Genomic DNA, 17,855 nt, shown 5'->3' with positions numbered 1-17,855 from the left:
GTGGCGGCTTGGCAGTCGGCGTTGCCGCAGCGGCAGGCCAGGGTGGTGATGCCGTGGAACAGGGCGGCCAGGGCGTCGGCGGCGGCCACGGCGGTGCGCCGCGGTAGCCGCGTGATCGTGGTGGCGCCGTACGAGGGGCCGTTGCGGGACGCGACCGCGGGACGGTCGGTGGCGCTGCCGCCGCGGCTGCCGATTCCCGACGACTTCACCTTCGCCAGATATCTGGCCGCGGGGCTGGCCGCGCTGCAGGTGATCAGCCCGGGCTTCTCGATCGACCTGAGCGTGCTCGCCGACGAGCTGGACGCCGAGGCGTTCCGCAACAGCGCCGGCCGTGAGGTTTTCACCAATCCGGCGAAGAGTCTGACCTCCCGGATGCGCGACGGCGAGGTGGTCTTCGCCGGTGACTCGGCCGCGACGCTGGCGCTGGCCCGCCACGCCGCGGCGGTGATGCTGCGCGTCGGGCATCAGAGCGTGGCCGCGGTGGAGTTGAGCGGCGCGCTGGCAGCGATCGGTTCCGGGTGGGGCCGGACCGGCGCGGAGGTCTCGATCTTCCACGACGAGGAGATCGACGGCCCGCTGCCGCGACAACGCACGTGCACGCTGGTGCTGACGACCGATGCCGAACGGCCGGCGCTGTCGGCGCGGCTGCGGGGGTTCGACGACGTTCACGTCGTCAACGCCGATGACGTCCCCGACGTCGCGGCGACAGGGGGGGAGAGTGTGTCGGGTTCAACCACGATGCCCGGATCCACACGTCCCGAACAACAATTGGCGCTGTTGGCGGTCCGCCTCGAGATGGCGGCGGTCTACCAGCGGCTGGTTCGAGGTTGAGGCGAGTGCATCTGCTGAAAGGCGCGGTCCGAACCTATGCATGGGGTTCGCGCACCGCGATTGCCGAATTCGTTGGCGCCCCGAGTCCCACGGCGCATCCCGAGGCCGAACTCTGGTTCGGTGCGCACCCGGGGGACCCGGCGTATCTCCAGACCGACGACGGAGACCGGTCCCTGCTCGAGGCGCTGCGCGCCGATCCGGAAGGTGAACTCGGCGCCGCCGTGCGCGGGCGGTTCGGGGACACCCTGCCCTTCCTGGTGAAGGTGCTCGCCGCCGACGAGCCGCTGTCGCTGCAGGCGCATCCGAGCACCGAGCAGGCCGTCGAGGGCTTCAGCCGCGAAGAGCGGATGGGCATCCCGATCACCGCGCCCAACCGCAACTACCGCGATCGCAGCCACAAACCCGAGATCATCGTCGCGCTAAGCCAATTCGAGGCGCTGGCCGGCTTCCGCCCCGCTGCCCGGTCGGTGGAGCTGATGCAGGCGCTCGGGGTGGCCGACCTCGACCCGTTCATCAACCTGTTGCAGGGGCAGCAGGACGAGGACGGTCTGCGGGCGCTGTTCACCACGTGGATCACCTTCCCGCAGCCCGACCTCGACGTGCTGGTGCCCGCGGTGATCGACGGAGCGATCAACTATGTGTGTTCCGGGGCAACAGAATTCGCCCGTGAAGCCAAGACTGTGCTCGAACTCGGCGAGCGCTATCCCGGTGATGCCGGCGTGCTGGCGTCGATGCTGCTGAACCGGTTGTCGCTGGCGCCGGGGGAGGCGCTGTACCTGCCGGCCGGAAACCTGCACGCCTACCTGCACGGGATCGGCGTGGAGGTGATGGCCAACTCCGACAACGTGCTGCGCGGTGGGCTGACCCCCAAGCACGTCGACGTGCCCGAGCTGTTGCGGGTGCTGGACTTCACCCCGGCCGAGGATGTGCTCGTCACACCGGAAACGCACCGCGACGGAACCGAGATCGTCTATCCGACACCCGCCCCGGAGTTTTCGGTGTCGGTGCTGGGCATCGACGGGGAGCACCTGGGCCATGAGATCGACGCGCCCACCCGCCACGACGGCCCGCAGATCCTGCTGTGCACCGAGGGTGCGGTGACGGTGCACGCCAAGGCCAACGCGGTCATGCTGAAGAAGGGTGTGGCGGCGTGGGTTTCGGCCGATGACGGGCCGATCAGGCTGGTTGCCAATGAGCCGACCCGGCTGTTTCGGGTGACGGTCGGAATCTAGACCGCTGCTGCGCGGTCCACAGCCGCATGTTGTGCCGGACGGTGCGCCCGATCAGCCGTGGCGACGGGACCATGTACAGGCTGTCGAGCAGGCTGAACCGGCGCAGGAACCATTCGGCGAGAACGGGATCCGTCTCGGCCGCGCCGAGGAACTGATGGAAGAGCCCGCCGACGGGTCGGTACCACCACGGCGTCGGCCCGCGCGCGCCGTGCAAGATCAGATCCCCGATCGCGTTCATGGTCCACACCGGATACGTGGTCTTGGCCGTGGCCTTCAGGAACGCCGCCTGCGGATCCGGGGCCTGCAGCGCCCGGCGGAGATGACCGGCCTGCAGCGACGTCATCGTCATGCCCTGTCCGAACGTCGGATTGAAGCTGGCCACCGCGTCCCCGAACGGCAGGATCCCGGCCGGGAACCGGTCCGCCCTGTCGTAGCGCAGCCAGCGGCTCGTCGGGTACTTGTGCAGCGCCACCTCGCCCAACGGCTCGCCGCGGCGCACCGCCGCGCTCAGGTGCACCGGCAGCACCTCGTCGGCCAGCGCGCACATCCCGTCGAAGTCCGTCGGCGGAGCCACCTTGCCGACACCGAACGTCGTCAGCCCCCAGCTGCCGTCCTCGTAGCAGAGCATTCCCAGCCCGCGCGGCTGAGTGCGGGACGCGCCGGCCACCACCACCTTCTCGGCGATGAGGCCGTCGGGAATGCGCAGCTGATGGGTGGCGTACCCGATCCCCACCTCGATCCGCTCCTCATGAGGACGTCGAAAACCCCACTGCGCCAACCACACCGGCAGGCGGGTGGCGCGACCGGTGGCGTCGATCACGAGGTCGGCGTCGACCGTCGTTCCGTCCGGCATCCGCACCCCGGTGACACGGCGCCCGTCGAACACGGGTGCGTCGACACCGCGATCGATCAACGTCACGTTGGCGATCTGCGCGGCGCGCCGGCGGATCTGCCACTCCAGATGCGGGCGGCTGGGGACATAGGCGGTGAACTCGTCCTGTAAGCGGTGATGCGTGCCGAGCACGTGGCCCGCCGCGCCGAAATAGATGCAGTCGGGCCGGTTCTGCAGGATCGGGACCCCCGCGGCCACCATGTCGCCGAGCAACCCGGGGAACAGCGACTCGAACTCCTGTGCGCCACGGGCCATCAGCAGGTGCACGTGACGGCTCTGCGGCACGGCGCGCCGGTGCGCCGGAACGTCGGGCAGGTGGTCGCGGTCGTACACGGTGACGTGGTCGTAGACGTCAGACAGCACGCGCGCCGCGCACAGGCCCGCAAGGCTGGCCCCGATCACGATCGCGTGTTTGGCCGTCTGAATCATTGAAATTCACGGTAATGGGTAGATTCCGCTGAAGCGATGACGAAAAGGACGGTTTATGGCCCAGGAACCGGTTTCGCAGACGGTCGGTAGGCGGCGGACCAAATCGGTGGAGCAGTCGATCGCCGACACCGACGAGCCCGACACCAGGCTCCGCAAGGACCTGACCTGGTGGGACCTGACAGTCTTCGGCGTGTCGGTGGTGATCGGCGCGGGCATCTTCACGATCACCGCGTCCACCGCGGCCAACATCACCGGCCCGGCGATCTCGGTGTCGTTCGTCATCGCGGCGATCGCCTGCGGGCTGGCCGCGCTGTGCTACGCCGAATTCGCCTCGACCGTGCCCGTCGCCGGCAGTGCGTACACGTTCTCCTATGCCACGTTCGGGGAGTTCGTCGCGTGGATCATCGGCTGGGACCTGATCCTGGAGTTCGCGGTCGCGGCCGCCGTCGTCGCCAAGGGGTGGTCCAGTTACCTCGGCACGGTCTTCGACTTCTCCGGCGGCACCACCGAAGTGGCCGGGTTCGAGATGGACTGGGGCGCGCTGGTCATCATCGCCATCGTGACCCTCATCCTCGCGATGGGCACCAAGCTCTCGGCAAGCGTCAGCCTGGCCATCACCGCGATCAAGGTGTCGGTGGTGCTGCTGGTGGTCATCGTCGGTGCGTTCTACATCAAGGCGGAGAACTTCTCGCCGTTCGTGCCGTCGACCGAAGCGGGCGGCGAAGGCGGGTCCGGCAGTGAGCAGTCGCTGTTCTCGTTGCTGACCGGCGCCGAGGGCAGCCATTACGGCTGGTACGGCGTGCTGGCCGGCGCGTCGATCGTGTTCTTCGCGTTCATCGGCTTCGACATCGTGGCCACCACCGCCGAAGAGACCAAGATGCCCCAGCGTGACGTCCCGCGCGGCATCCTCGCCTCGCTGGGCATCGTCACCGTCCTCTACGTCGCGGTCGCGGTGGTGTTGACGGGCATGGTGAGCTACCGCGACCTGCGCGAGGCCGAGACCCAGAACCTGGCCACCGCGTTCTCGCTGAACGGGGTGGAGTGGGCGGCGAAGGTGATCTCGATCGGCGCGCTGGCCGGGTTGACGACGGTGGTGATCGTGCTGGTGCTCGGGCAGACCCGCGTGCTGTTCGCGATGTCGCGCGACGGGCTGCTGCCGCGTCAGCTCGCCAGGACCGGTGAGCACGGCACGCCAGTGCGGATCACGCTGCTCGTCGGCGCGGTCGTCGCGGTGACCGCGACCGTCTTCCCGATCGGCAAGCTCGAGGAGATGGTCAACATCGGCACGCTGTTCGCCTTCGTGCTGGTGTCGGCCGGGGTGATCGTGCTGCGGCGGTCGCGGCCCGACCTCACACGTGGCTTCCGCACGCCGTGGGTGCCGCTGCTGCCGATCCTGTCGATCATCGCGTGCGTGTGGCTGATGCTTAACCTCACCGGGCTGACGTGGATCCGCTTCCTGGTCTGGATGGGCATCGGCGTGATCGTCTACTTCCTCTACGGCCGCCGCCACTCGCTCGTGGGGAATCGGGCGCGCTGAAGCACCCACGCTGTCGCATAGCGCGCCGGATTCGCCGGTGAGGGAACCTGATCGCCGGCTGTCGCGTCCGATGAGACATGCTCAGCGACTACCTGCGGCGCCACGACGGCGTGATCACCTACGACCAGGCGCGCGCGGCCGGGCTCAGTAGGCGAGCAGTCCAACGACGCGTGCAGTCCGGACTGTGGCGGCGGTGCGGCCGCGGTGTGTACTTCGTCGACGATCGGCCCTTCTCCGACGCGGCCCGTATCCGGGCGGCGGTCTGGGGTTACGGGGACCGCGCCGTCGCGAGTGGATTGACCGCGGCCTGGTGGCACGGGCTGTGTCGGTTCGCCCCGGCCGTCGCCGAGGTGACGGTGCCCCGGGACAGTCACGGCCGGCGTCACGACGGCACGCGGGTCAGACGGCGAGATCTGGATCCGGCCGATGTCGTCGAGCTCAAGGGCCTGCAGGTGACGGCGTTGCCCCTGACCGTGGTGGAGGCTTCCGCGCAGCGCGGCGGCGGCGCCAGGCTGATGGACAACGCGTTGCAGCACGACGTCGACCTCACGAGCCTGTGGCGGACCCATCTGCGCAACAAGGGGCGCACCGGTGCCCCGCGGTCGCGGCTGCTACTGCAGGCGGCCGACGGTGGAGCCCGCTCGGCGGCGGAGAGACTGCTCCACGCGTTGCTGCGTGGCGCGGGATTCAGCGGGTGGGTGGCGAACTACCGCGTCGGCGGCTACCGCGTCGACGTCGGCTTCCCTGTGCCGAAGGTCGCGATCGAGGTGGACGGTTTCGCCTTCCACAGCGGGGCCGACGAGTTTCAGATCGACCGCGAGCGTCAGAACGACATCGTGCTGGCCAACTGGCAGGTGCTGCGGTTCACCTGGCTGGACCTCACCGAACACCCCGAGCGGGTCGTCGCCTCGATTCGGCGGGCGATTTCGGCGCGCTGAAGCACCCCCGGTGTCGCATTGCGCGCCGGATTCGCAGAGGGGCGTTTACAAAATATGTGTTGGTGTCTAGACACGTGACAAAATCGCGTTTACAGTCAACCGGGAGAGGTGACCGCACTCACAGCAAGGAGGCAACGGGTGACCGCACCAGAAATTTCCGGAGTCGACGCCGAGCAGTGGCGCGACAAGAAGCGCTACCTGTGGCTGATGGGCTTGATCGCCCCGACCGCACTCTTCGTGATGCTGCCGTTGATCTGGGCGCTCAACGAGATCGGCTGGCACGCCGCCGCGCAGGTGCCGCTGTGGATCGGGCCGATCCTGCTCTACATCCTGCTGCCCGCCCTGGACCGGTTCTTCGGCCCCGACGGCCAGAACCCACCCGACGAGGTGATGGAGCGCCTGGAGAACGACAAGTACTACCGCTACTGCACCTACGTCTACATCCCGTTCCAGTACGCCAGCGTGATCGTCGGCGCCTATCTGTTCACCGCATCGGATCTGAGCTGGTTGGGCTTCGACGGCGGACTGAGCTGGTTCGCCAAGATCGGTCTGGCTCTGTCGGTCGGCCTGCTCGGTGGCGTCGGCATCAACACCGCCCACGAAATGGGCCACAAGAAGGACTCTCTGGAGCGGTGGCTGGCCAAGATCACGCTCGCGCAGACCTTCTACGGCCACTTCTACATCGAGCACAACCGCGGCCACCACGTCCGCGTCGCCACGCCGGAGGATCCCGCGTCCGCCCGGTTCGGCGAGACGTTCTGGGAGTTCCTGCCGCGCAGCGTGTTCGGGAGCTTGAAGTCCTCGTGGGAGCTGGAGGCCAAGCGGCTGGAGCGGGCCGGTAAGACCAAATGGCACTGGTCCAACGACGTGCTGAACGCCTGGGCGATGTCGGTGGTGCTCTACGGCGTGCTGATCGCGGTGTTCGGCTGGGCGCTGCTCCCGTACATCCTGATCTCGGCCGTGTTCGGGTTCACGTTGCTCGAAACCGTCAACTACCTGGAGCACTACGGCCTGCTGCGGCAGAAGACCGACAGCGGCCGCTACGAGCGCTGCGCGCCGGCCCACAGCTGGAACTCCGACCACATCGTGACCAACCTGTTCCTGTACCACCTGCAGCGCCACAGCGACCATCACGCCAACCCGACCCGGCGGTACCAGACGCTGCGCAGCATGGACGGCGCCCCCAATCTGCCGAGCGGCTACGCGTCGATGATCGGGCTGACGTACTTCCCGCCGTTGTGGCGCAAGGTGATGGACCACCGGGTGCTCGCGCATTACGACGGCGACATCCACCGGGTGAACATCCACCCGCGGGTGCGTGAGCGGGTGCTGGCCCGCCACGGAGCGGCGCAGGCATGAGCGCCTACCGGTGCCCCGGATGTGACTACATCTACGACGAGGCCAAAGGTGAACCGCGCGAAGGGTTTCCGGCAGGAACGCGGTGGGCCGACGTGCCCGACGACTGGTGCTGCCCGGACTGCGCGGTGCGGGAGAAGATCGATTTCGACGAGATGGGAGTGAAGAGATGAGCGAGGACTACAAACTGTTCGTCTGCGTGCAGTGCGGGTTCGAGTACGACGAGGCCAAGGGCTGGCCCGAGGACGGCATCGCCCCGGGCACCCGCTGGGACGACATCCCCGACGACTGGAGCTGCCCGGACTGCGGCGCGGCGAAGTCGGACTTCGACATGGTCGAGGTCGCCCGGCCGTGAGCGCTCGCGCAGCGACAGGCCCCGGGGGATGACGGCGGCGGCGGGGAGCGTGGCCGCGGGAACCGTTATTGTCGCGCGTGTGGGCAGCCCCAGCGACAAGCGCATCACCTACGCCGAGGCGTCGCGGGTGCTGCTGCGCGACTCGATCCTCGACGGGATGCGGGACCTGCTGCTCGCCCGCGACTGGTCGAACATCACGCTCTCCGACGTCGCCAAGGCCGCCGGCATCAGCCGGCAGACCATCTACAACGAGTTCGGCTCGCGGCAGGGGCTGGCGCAGGGCTATGCGATGCGGCTGGCCGACCGGCTGGTCGACCAGATCCACAGCGCGATCAACGACAACGTCGGCGATGTGTACGCCGCGTTCCTGCAGGGGTTCCGCGACTTCTTCGCCGAGTCGGCCTCCGACCCGCTGGTGATCTCGCTGCTCACCGGAACCTCCAAGCCCGACCTGCTGCAGCTGATCACCACCGACAGCGCACCGATCATCAACCACTGCTCCGCGCGGCTGGCGCAGTCGTTCATGAGCAGCTGGGTGCGCAGCAGCGACGAGGACGCCGGCGTGCTGGCCCGGGCCATCGTCCGGTTGGCGATGAGCTACATCTCGATGCCCCCGGAGGCCGACCACGACGTCGCCCGCGACCTGGCCCGGCTGATGACGCCGTTCGCCGAGCGGTACGGCGTGATCGAGACCTGAGAAACGCCGCGGCGAGGACGGCCGTGACCTGGCACGGGAGCCGAGGCGCTACGGTGTCATAGACGCCCCTGGCCGGCAGAGCGCCGAGCGCCTGTCCCGCGAGCCCGCAGGCCGGGGTTGTTCGCATGGGTACCGTCTGCGGCCACCCGTGCGCTCACAGGCAATTGACGAATAAAAAGGGGCTCTACATGACTGCGCTGACCGCCGACGAACGCAACGGGATCGACTACAAGGTCGCCGACCTGTCGCTGGCCGATTTCGGGCGCAAGGAGATCCGCCTCGCCGAGCACGAGATGCCCGGCCTGATGGCGCTGCGCCAGGAATACGCCGAGGTCCAGCCGCTCAAGGGCGCGCGGATCTCCGGCTCGCTGCACATGACCGTGCAGACCGCCGTGCTGATCGAAACCTTGACCGCGCTCGGTGCCGAGGTGCGCTGGGCGAGCTGCAACATCTTCTCCACCCAGGACCACGCCGCCGCGGCCATCGTCGTCGGGCCCCACGGCACCCCCGAGGAGCCCAAGGGCACCCCGGTTTTCGCGTGGAAGGGCGAGACGCTCGAGGAGTACTGGTGGGCCGCCGAGCAGATGCTCACCTGGCCGGGCGAGCCCGCCAACATGATCCTCGACGACGGCGGTGACGCCACCATGCTGGTGCTGCGCGGCGCGCAGTTCGAGAAGGCCGGCGTCGTGCCACCCGCCGAGGACGATGATTCCGCCGAGTACAAGGTCTTCCTGAACCTGCTGCGCGAGCGGTTCGAGACCGACAAGACCAAGTGGACCAAGATCGCCGAGTCGGTCAAGGGCGTCACCGAGGAGACCACCACCGGCGTGCTGCGCCTCTACCAGTTCGCCGCCGCCGGTGAGCTCGCGTTCCCGGCGATCAACGTCAACGACTCGGTCACCAAGAGCAAGTTCGACAACAAGTACGGCACCCGCCACTCGCTGATCGACGGCATCAACCGCGGCACCGACGTGCTGATCGGCGGCAAGAAGGTGCTGATCTGCGGTTACGGCGACGTCGGCAAGGGCTGCGCGGAGTCGCTGGCCGGCCAGGGCGCGCGCGTCGCGGTCACCGAGATCGACCCGATCAACGCGCTGCAGGCGCTGATGGACGGCTTCGACGTCGTCACCGTCGAGCAGGCCATCGGTGACGCCGACATCGTCATCACCTCGACCGGCAACAAGGACATCATCACCCTCGATCACATGAAGGCGATGAAGAACCAGGCCATCCTCGGCAACATCGGCCACTTCGACAACGAGATCGACATGGCCGCGCTGGAGCGTTCGGGTGCCACCAAGCTCAACATCAAGCCGCAGGTCGACCAGTGGATCTTCGACAACGGCAAGTCGATCATCGTGCTCTCCGAGGGCCGGCTGCTCAACCTCGGCAACGCCACCGGCCACCCGTCGTTCGTGATGAGCAACAGCTTCTCCAACCAGGTCATCGCCCAGATCGAGCTGTGGACCAAGAACGACGAGTACGACAACGAGGTCTACCGCCTGGCCAAGCACCTCGACGAGAAGGTCGCGCGCATCCACGTCGAGGCGCTCGGCGGCACGCTGACCAAGCTCACCAAGGAGCAGGCGGAGTACATCGGCGTCGACGTCGAGGGCCCGTACAAGCCGGAGCACTACCGCTACTGACGTGGCGAGACGGTTGGGAGCGGTGGCGCTCGGTGTCGCGCTGGCCCTGACGGCATGTCAGGGCCGGCCGGCCGAGGAGGCCGCAGAACCTGAGGTCACCTCGACGCGGCCCACGCTGGAGGTCCGGCACGACACCGAGGAACTGGCGACGACGTTTCCGGCCCTCGGTGCGCCGGTGTCGGCGTCGTGGATCACGTGGGACAACACCGCCGCGGAGGAGAAGCCCCGGACGAAGGTGGTCTGGATCGACGCCGTGGTCGAGGTGACCCCGGTGACAATGAATTCGCTTGTCACCGACCATGAATCAGAGGACAGCGGGCAGGTGCCCGCCGTGCAGAAGGTGCTCGAGCCGGACCTGCCGCCGGGCCCGTTCCGCACCGGCATCGAGCTGAACATCGCGTTCGCCGCGGACCGGACCAGCACCCGGGTGTTCCTGGATCCGCCGCACAACACCGTCGTGCTGCAGTCCTACCGCATCGGTGCCGACTAAGCGACCTGCAGCGTCACGTAGCGCGCGGCGTCGGTGGGCAGCAGGCCCAGCTGCCGGTAGACGTTGGCCCGCCAGATCGGGGCCTGCGAGTTGACGACGATGCCGCCGAGCGCCCAGCCGTGCATCTGCCCGTCGCCGATGACGACCGTCAGGTCGGCCTGCGGATCCTGGGACAGCACCTTGTCGCGGAAGGCCAGCACCCCGGGATAGAGCTTCTCGATCGTCCCGATGTACACCGTGGTCGGGGGCAGACCCGTCAGATCCGCTCCGGCGATCGGATTCACCCGGGGATCGTCGACGTCCCAGTCGCCGTTCCATCGCGGCCCCTCCCCGGGCGCCCGCCGCGGCAGGATCGGATCGTCGATCGCGTCGATCTCCGGCCCGCTCAATGTCAGGTGCAGCGCAGGCGACACCAGCACCATCCGCGACGGCTGCGCCTCGGAGATCACGCACGTCACGTCGATCCGGCAGCGCCGCAACATCTCCTGCACCGCCAGCACCGCATAGGTGCCGCCCGAGGAGTCCCCGTAGAGGCTGACGTTGTCCACCCCGTGGGTGTCGATCAACATCTTCAGGTAGTCGGCCATCGGCGGCACCAGCGTCTCGGCGGTGCCGGTGCTCTTCGGCGGCGCCATCGGGTAGATCGGCACCAGCACCGTGGCACCGGTCTCGCGGGCCATCTGCGCGTAATCCGACCAGTGCAGCACAGTGGCCTCGGACTCGAAGCCGCCACCGTGCAACGCCACCACGTATTCACCGGAAGGCTTGGGGGAGGCCAACTCCCACACCGTCCATCCGTTGTATTCGCGTTCGGTGACCTTCAGCCCGAGCGTCAGCAGCCACGGGGGAGCGGTGCTGGTGGACGAGCCGGCGATCCCGCTGAGGATCTTGATGCCGGTTTCCTCGTTGATCCAGCGCAGTGTCCGCAGCAGTCCCACGACGAACTGGTCACCAAACGACGGCGGTCCCGTCGTGACCGTCTTCGGTCCTGCCGCAACGTCGTTGAGTCCAAGTTGGCGGTAGATGTCCGGCCGCACCCGCCTGGCCTGCGAGTTGACCGGCACACCCAGCGCCCAGTCGTGGATCTGGCCCTGCCCGACCACCGTCGAGATCACCGCGCCTGCGGCCGACCACTTTTCGTGCAAAAGCAAGGTGTCGGGGAGGGAGAATTCGAGCGCGCCTTGATAAATCGTCGTCGGCGGTAGCGCGGCGATCACGTCGTCCTCGAAGAACAGCGGGCTGAGCATCGGATCCCGGGGATCGAGGCCGTGGCTCCAGTGGTTCGCCGCGTCGTAGAAGTCGAGGTCGTCGAGGTCGAAGACGGGGTCGTCGATGGTGCGGATGTCCGGGTTGGACAGTGACGCGTCCGGGATCATCGAGATCAGCACCATGCTCGCCGGCACGGGCTTGCCGGCCAGGATCAGCTCGCGCACCGCCGCCGGGGCCAGGATCGCGCCGGCCGAATCCCCGTAGAGGCTGACATTCGCCGCGCCGTACCGGTCGATCTGCGCGGAGATGTACTGCGCCATGGCGGGCACGACCTTGGTCGCGGTGCCGTCGGCGGTCGTCGCCAACGGATACATCGGGACCACGACGGTCGCGCCGGTCTCGCGCGCCATGTTCGAGTAGTCGATCCAGTGCAGCAGGACCGGCTCCAGGATGAAGCCGCCGCCGTGCACGGCGACGACCACTTTTCCGGTCGGGTTCGGCGGGTGGAACTCCCACACCCGCCAGGAGTTGCCCTCGGACACCTCGAACTCGGTGCGCCGGACGTCCAGACCCCACCGCACGAACCATGGCGGATCGTCGCTCGCGATGAGCTTGGCGATCTGGCCGTACAGGTCGACACCGATGAAGTCCGAGATCCCGCGGATCACCCGCAGGCTCGCGACGACCATCTGGTCGAAGAAGGTCGGCGGGCCGGTGTAGACGACCTCGTTGTCGGCCACCTCGGCCACCTCGGCCACCGGGGCGGGTGGTTCGGCGTCGGCGTCGCGGCGCGCGGCTCCGGTCATCGCCATGAACTGCGCGGCGGCCGGCTCGGGCTCGGTGTCGACGGGTGGTTCCGGATCGGTGTCGTCGACCACCACGGTGGCCTTCTCCGGCTCGTCCTCGGCTGGATCGTCGGAAACGTCGACGTCCCAGATGTCGCCGGACTCGGTCTCGACGTCCTGGACCTCGGTTTCCTCGACCTCGTCCTCGACCTCGTCCTCGTCGACGTCCTCGTCGACGTCCTCGTCGACGTCCTCGTCGACGTCCTCGTCGACGTCCTCGTCGACGTCCTCGGCCGGCTCGTCCGTCACCTCGCCGACGTCGGCGGTGGCCGTGTCGTCGTCGCGGGCGGGCCCCGCGTCGCTCTGGGACGCCTCGGAACTGCCGGCCCCGCCGCCGTCGTCGGCCGCGGCCACCCCGCAGCCCAGTCCGATGAACACCGCCGCGCCGACCCCGGCCGCTACCGCGAAATTCGCACCTTTGCCAGCACCATGACCGCCCCGCATTTGTAGAACTATCGATCCTCGGCCACCCGCAGTCAATGTTTGCCCATTTCCGGCTCGACAACCTCGATTAGGCTCGCCGGGTGCTCATCGTGATCGAGGGAGTGGACGGCGCAGGCAAACGCACACTGACCAACGGTCTGCGCGCGGCCTTCGAATCCGGCGGACTGTCCGTGGCCAGCCTGGCGTTTCCGCGGTACGGCGTTTCGGTGCCCGCCGACGTCGCCGCCGAGGCGTTGCACGGCCGGCACGGTGACCTCGCCGAGTCGGTGTACGCGATGGCCGTGCTGTTCGCGATGGACCGCGCCGGCGCGAGAGACGAGATCGAACAGCTGAATTCGGCTCATGACGTGGTGATCCTGGACCGCTACGTCGCGTCCAACGCGGCCTACAGTGCGGCACGTCTGCACCAGGGGGCCGACGGCGACGTCGTCGCCTGGGTGCACGACCTGGAATACCGTCGACTGCGCCTCCCGGCGCCGGATTGGCAAGTGCTGCTTGACGTTCCGGCGGAGTTGGCGGCTCAGCGCGCGGTGCACCGGGCCGTCGAGGAGGCCGACCGGGCGCGGGACGCCTACGAACGCGACGACGGCCTGCAGCGCCGCACCGGAGCGGTCTACGCCGAGCTGGCAGCGGCGAATTGGGGCGGGCCGTGGGCGGTGGTGCCGCCGGAGGTCGACGCCACCGACCTCGCCGGCCAGCTGACTTCGCGCTGACATCTCGTTCCTGCGCGAACTTACGCGCGGGCATATAAGCTTCGACGCGGGGAAGTCGCCACGGCGACAGGTATTGAGGGGGAACCGTTGCTGGTTGAATCACGCGTTCAGACCGCGTCTCTGGAAACACTGGATCAGCTGCTCGCCTGCATCCGATCGGCGAACCAGCGTTTCGACCAAGGCCGCCACACCGAGGCCAGAGTGCTGGCCGGCCACCTGCGCGCGCTGCTGTACCGAGCCGACGGATCGGATGCGTTGTACGGGCTGCGCGACACGATGACCTGGGTGGACACCGCCGGGGTGCCCAACCAGAAGATGGCCTGCTCGGTCGCGGGGCTGACCTTGATGCGGATCCGCGGCCGCGCGCAGGGCGCCGAGGAATACGTGCCGAAGCTGGCGATGTACCCGCCGGCGCCGATCCGCACCCGTGACGGTGACCAGATCCTCAGCGGTTCCCGTATCCCGTTCGAGCACTGGTGGACCAACCCCGTCATCCAGGACGCCGCCGGCGCGCAGTTCTCGCGCATGCACCTCGTGCTCGCACTGGCCCCCGGCGAGGATCGGGAGGCCAGGTCCGCGCGCCGCGCACTGTCACGCAGCGCCACGCTGGGTTGGGTTGTGCGCGGGAAACCCTCGGGACGACTGTGCGGCAGCCCGGTGATCGCCAGCGTCCGCCAAATCGGCTACGAGGTGTTGCAGTCCATCGCCGAGCAACGCGCGGTCCTCGAAGCGATCGACTGAGTCCCACGCGTCGAACCACGCTCAACACGCAAAACACCCCGCGTGGTACCGGCGGTTTATCGCGATTCGGTGACACCATGGACACCATGAGGCAAAGGATCCTGGTAGTCGACGACGACCCTTCGCTCGCCGAGATGCTGACGATCGTGCTGCGGGGGGAGGGGTTCGACACCGCCGTGATCGGTGACGGCACCCAGGCGCTGACCGCGGTGCGGGAACTGCGACCCGATCTGGTGCTGCTGGACCTCATGCTGCCCGGCATGAACGGCATCGACGTGTGCCGTGTGCTGCGCGCGGACTCCGGCGTGCCGATCGTGATGCTGACCGCCAAGACCGACACCGTCGACGTGGTGCTCGGCTTGGAGTCCGGGGCCGACGACTACGTGATGAAGCCGTTCAAACCCAAGGAGCTGGTGGCCCGGGTGCGTGCCCGGCTGCGGCGCAACGAGGACGAGCCGGCCGAGCTGCTCTCGATCGCCGACGTCGACATCGACGTCCCGGCCCACAAGGTGACCCGGCAGGGCGAACAGATCTCGCTGACGCCGCTGGAGTTCGACCTGCTGGTGGCGCTGGCACGTAAACCACGCCAGGTGTTTACTCGTGATGTGCTGCTCGAACAGGTGTGGGGTTATCGCCACCCCGCCGACACCCGTTTGGTGAACGTGCATGTCCAGCGGCTGCGGGCCAAGGTCGAGAAAGACCCGGAGAACCCGCAGGTGGTGCTGACCGTTCGAGGAGTGGGATACAAGGCCGGACCTCCGTGATGCCCTCGACCGCCCGGCGGTCTTCTGCTCGATCGACCGCTCGGCGGTCTTCTGCTCGATCGACCGCTCGGCGGTCTTCTGCTCGATCGACCGCTCGGCGGTCGCCGTGATCTTCGGTTCCCGGCGGCGCATCCACCGCCGGTCGGCCCCCCTGATCCGCGGGCTGGGCGTGCTGGGCCGGGCGCTGAGCACGGCGTGGCGACGATCGCTGCAGTTGCGCGTGGTCACGCTGACCCTGGGTCTGTCGCTGGCCGTCATCCTGGTGCTCGGCTTCGTGCTGACCAGCCAGATCACCGACCGCATCCTCGAGGTGAAGGTCGGCGCCGCCACCGAGGAGATCGAGCGCGCCCGCACCACCGTCAGCGGCATCGTCGGCGGCGAGGAGACCCGCTCGCTGGACAGCAGCCTGCAGCTGGCCCGCAACACCCTGATCGACCGCACCGCCGACGCCGGCCCGGGGCTGGCCGGGACATTCGACGCGGTGCTCGTCGTGCCCGGCGACGGTCCCCGCGCGGCCACCGCGGCCGGGCCGGTCGACCAGATCCCCGAGACCCTGCGCGACTTCGTCAAGGCCGGCCAGGTCAGCTACCAGTACGCCACGGTGCACACCGACGGGTTCTCGGGGCCCGCGCTGATCATCGGCAGCCCGACGTCCTCACCGGTGACCAACCTCGAGCTGTACCTGATCTTCCCGCTGAACAACGAGGACTCCACGATCGCGCTGGTGCGCGGCACCATGGCCACCGGCGGTGTGGTGCTGCTCGGCCTGCTCGCGGCGATCGCGCTGCTGGTGGCCCGCCAGATCGTGCTGCCGGTGCGCTCGGCGTCGCGGATCGCCGAGCGCTTCGCCGAGGGGCACCTGACCGAACGGATGCCGGTGCGCGGCGAGGACGACATGGCACGGCTGGCGGTGTCGTTCAACGACATGGCCGAGAGCCTGCACCGGCAGATCACCCAGCTCGAAGAGTTCGGGAACCTGCAGCGCCGGTTCACCTCCGACGTCAGCCACGAGCTGCGGACCCCGCTGACCACCGTGCGGATGGCCGCCGACCTGATCCACGACCACGCCGAGGACCTTGACCCGGCGCTGCGCCGCTCCACCGAGCTGATGGTCAACGAGCTGGACCGGTTCGAGTCGCTGCTCAACGACCTGCTGGAGATCTCCCGGCACGACGCCGGCGTCGCCGAGCTGGCCGTCGAGGCCGTCGATCTGCGCTCCATCGTGCAGAGCGCCCTGGACAACGTCGGGCACCTCGCCCAGCAGGCCACCGTCGAGATGATCGTCGACCTGCCCGCCGACGAGGTGATCGCCGAAGTCGACCCGCGCCGCGTCGAACGGATCCTGCGCAACCTGATCGCCAACGCCATCGACCACGCCGAGCACAAGCCGGTCGAGATCCGGATGGCCTCCGACGTCGACACGGTGGCGGTCACCGTGCGCGACCACGGCGTCGGTCTGCGCCCCGGTGAGGAGAAGCTGGTGTTCAGCAGGTTCTGGCGCGCCGACCCGTCCCGCGTGCGCCGCTCCGGTGGCACCGGCCTGGGCCTGGCCATCAGCATCGAGGACGCCCGGCTGCACCAGGGCCGGCTGGAAGCCTGGGGCGAGCCCGGCAGGGGCGCCTGCTTCCGGCTGACGCTGCCGCTGGTGCGCGGACACAAGGTCACCAGCAGCCCACTGCCGGTCAAACCGATCGAGGTGTCCGGTGGTGGTGGTTCCGGCCGCCGGGTCCGCGAGCCGGCAGGGGAAAGCGTGTGAGACGCATCGCCGCGCTGTGGCTCTGCGCGCTGCTGGTGATGCTGACCGGATGCGCCGGGGTGCCCAGTTCCTCGTCGCCGCAGGCCATCGGAACCGTCGACCGGCCCGCGCCGCCGAGCCTGCCCAAGCCCACCCCCGACATGGACCCGGACGTCCTGCTGCGCGAATTCCTCAAGGCCACCGCGGATCCGGCGAGCCGGCATCTGGCCGCCCGCCAGTTCCTCACCCAATCCGCCTCCGCCACATGGGATGACGCCGGCAGCGCGCTGCTGATCGACAACGTCGTGTTCGTCGAGACCCGCTCACCCGACCGGGTCCAGGTGACGATGCGGGCCGACATCCTCGGCTCGCTGTCCGACATGGGCGTCTTCGAGACCGGTGCGGGCGCACTGCCCGATCCAGGTCCGATCGAACTGGTCCGGACCCCGGACGGGTGGCGCATCGACCGGCTACCCAACGGGGTGTTCCTGGACTGGCAGCAGTTCCAGGCCACCTACAAGCGGCACACGCTGTACTTCGCGGATCCGACCGGCAAGACCGTCGTCCCCGACCCGCGCTACGTCGCGGTGTCCGAACCCGACCAGCTGGCAACCGAACTGGTGAGCAAGCTGGTCGCGGGTCCGCGCCCGGAAATGGACAAGACGGTGCGCAACCTGCTCGGCGAGCCGCTGCGGCTGCGGGGTCCGGTGACCCGCGCCGACGGCGGCCGGACCGGCATCGGCCGCGGCTACGGTGGGGCCCGCATTGACCTGGAGAACCTGTCGACCACCGACCCGCACAGCAGGCAACTGCTTGCCGCGCAACTGATCTGGACGCTGTCGCGGTCGGGCATCAACGGCCCGTACGTGATCAACGCCGACGGCGCCGCGCTCGACGACCGCTTCGCCGAGGGGTGGGACACCGGCGCGGTGGCGGCCACCGATCCCGGTGCCGCCGACGGCGCGGCTGCCGGCCTGCACGCGCTGGTGGGCGGCTCGCTG

17 protein-coding genes are annotated in these 17,855 nt (G+C 68.6%); 15 read left to right on the top strand and 2 right to left on the bottom strand.

The features are described from left to right. Together ASJ79_RS01105 and manA are read left to right on the top strand one after the other, a co-directional pair. Window positions 1-831 (top strand): TobH protein (locus ASJ79_RS01105; protein ID WP_067952407.1); only part of this gene is annotated, 831 nt, incomplete at its 5' end. A gap of 5 nt (window positions 832-836) precedes the next feature. Next, window positions 837-2,063, top strand: coding sequence for a mannose-6-phosphate isomerase, class I (manA, locus tag ASJ79_RS01100; protein WP_067952406.1), 1,227 nt, complete (start codon window positions 837-839; stop codon window positions 2,061-2,063). Here the strand turns inward: manA and ASJ79_RS01095 are convergent. Then, window positions 2,008-3,384 carry an NAD(P)/FAD-dependent oxidoreductase gene (locus tag ASJ79_RS01095; protein ID WP_067952405.1) on the bottom strand — a complete coding sequence of 459 codons (1,377 nt, stop codon included), beginning with the start codon at window positions 3,382-3,384 and terminating at the stop codon, window positions 2,008-2,010. The two genes, manA and ASJ79_RS01095, sit on opposite strands and share 56 nt — an antisense overlap. Before the next feature lie 55 nt (window positions 3,385-3,439). Between ASJ79_RS01095 and ASJ79_RS01090 the strand changes: the two genes are divergently transcribed. From ASJ79_RS01090 to ASJ79_RS01055, 8 genes are all read left to right on the top strand, one after another. Further along, window positions 3,440-4,921 carry an APC family permease gene (locus tag ASJ79_RS01090; protein WP_067952404.1) on the top strand — a complete coding sequence of 494 codons (1,482 nt, stop codon included), beginning with the start codon at window positions 3,440-3,442 and terminating at the stop codon, window positions 4,919-4,921. A gap of 77 nt (window positions 4,922-4,998) precedes the next feature. Continuing rightward, the gene (locus tag ASJ79_RS01085; RefSeq protein WP_067952403.1) at window positions 4,999-5,859 is read left to right on the top strand and encodes a type IV toxin-antitoxin system AbiEi family antitoxin domain-containing protein; all 861 of its coding nucleotides are present in this window, start codon (window positions 4,999-5,001) and stop codon (window positions 5,857-5,859) included. Window positions 5,860-6,066: 207 nt separating this feature from the next. Then, window positions 6,067-7,218, top strand: a complete 1,152-nt coding sequence (locus ASJ79_RS01080; RefSeq protein WP_231750676.1) for an alkane 1-monooxygenase — start codon at window positions 6,067-6,069, stop codon at window positions 7,216-7,218. Continuing rightward, entirely contained in the window at window positions 7,215-7,388 is a 174-nt protein-coding gene (locus ASJ79_RS01075; RefSeq protein ID WP_067952401.1) for a rubredoxin, read from the top strand. The genes ASJ79_RS01080 and ASJ79_RS01075 overlap by 4 nt, the downstream gene beginning before the upstream one ends. Further along, on the top strand, window positions 7,385-7,570 hold the full coding sequence (locus ASJ79_RS01070; protein WP_067952400.1) for a rubredoxin: 186 nt from the start codon (window positions 7,385-7,387) through the stop codon (window positions 7,568-7,570). The genes ASJ79_RS01075 and ASJ79_RS01070 overlap by 4 nt, the downstream gene beginning before the upstream one ends. A 79-nt stretch (window positions 7,571-7,649) precedes the next feature. After that, on the top strand, window positions 7,650-8,267 hold the full coding sequence (locus ASJ79_RS01065) for a TetR family transcriptional regulator (protein WP_067952399.1): 618 nt from the start codon (window positions 7,650-7,652) through the stop codon (window positions 8,265-8,267). Window positions 8,268-8,455: 188 nt separating this feature from the next. Continuing rightward, on the top strand, window positions 8,456-9,913 hold the full coding sequence (ahcY, locus tag ASJ79_RS01060; RefSeq protein WP_067952398.1) for an adenosylhomocysteinase: 1,458 nt from the start codon (window positions 8,456-8,458) through the stop codon (window positions 9,911-9,913). Window position 9,914: 1 nt separating this feature from the next. Further along, complete coding sequence (locus ASJ79_RS01055) at window positions 9,915-10,403, top strand: hypothetical protein (RefSeq protein WP_067952397.1); 489 nt, start codon at window positions 9,915-9,917, stop codon at window positions 10,401-10,403. Here the strand turns inward: ASJ79_RS01055 and ASJ79_RS01050 are convergent. Next, window positions 10,400-12,901 (bottom strand): alpha/beta hydrolase fold domain-containing protein, encoded by a 2,502-nt coding sequence (locus ASJ79_RS01050; protein WP_231750675.1) that lies wholly within the window; start codon window positions 12,899-12,901, stop codon window positions 10,400-10,402. The genes ASJ79_RS01055 and ASJ79_RS01050 overlap by 4 nt on opposite strands. Window positions 12,902-12,981: 80 nt before the next feature. On the opposite strand from ASJ79_RS01050, the gene ASJ79_RS01045 reads away from it, so the two are divergent. The 5 genes from ASJ79_RS01045 to ASJ79_RS01025 form a co-directional block, all read left to right on the top strand. Then, window positions 12,982-13,614, top strand: coding sequence for a dTMP kinase (locus ASJ79_RS01045; protein ID WP_067952396.1), 633 nt, complete (start codon window positions 12,982-12,984; stop codon window positions 13,612-13,614). Window positions 13,615-13,701: 87 nt separating this feature from the next. Further along, on the top strand, window positions 13,702-14,355 hold the full coding sequence (locus ASJ79_RS01040) for a hypothetical protein (RefSeq protein WP_067952395.1): 654 nt from the start codon (window positions 13,702-13,704) through the stop codon (window positions 14,353-14,355). Window positions 14,356-14,432: 77 nt separating this feature from the next. Further along, a complete protein-coding gene (gene mtrA / locus ASJ79_RS01035; RefSeq protein ID WP_024448556.1) occupies window positions 14,433-15,119 on the top strand; it encodes a two-component system response regulator MtrA in 687 nt (228 codons plus the stop codon). 106 nt (window positions 15,120-15,225) lie between these two features. Then, entirely contained in the window at window positions 15,226-16,875 is a 1,650-nt protein-coding gene (mtrB, locus tag ASJ79_RS01030) for an MtrAB system histidine kinase MtrB (RefSeq protein ID WP_067952394.1), read from the top strand. 38 nt (window positions 16,876-16,913) lie between these two features. Continuing rightward, on the top strand, window positions 16,914-17,855 hold a 942-nt coding region (locus ASJ79_RS01025), incomplete at its 3' end, for a GerMN domain-containing protein (protein ID WP_197420036.1).

The organism is Mycobacterium sp. NAZ190054, from assembly GCF_001545925.1.
Taxonomy (GTDB): Bacteria; Actinomycetota; Actinomycetes; order Mycobacteriales; family Mycobacteriaceae; genus Mycobacterium.
Note: the sequence above shows the minus strand (reverse complement) of the source record. Positions and strands in the feature narration are given on the sequence as shown.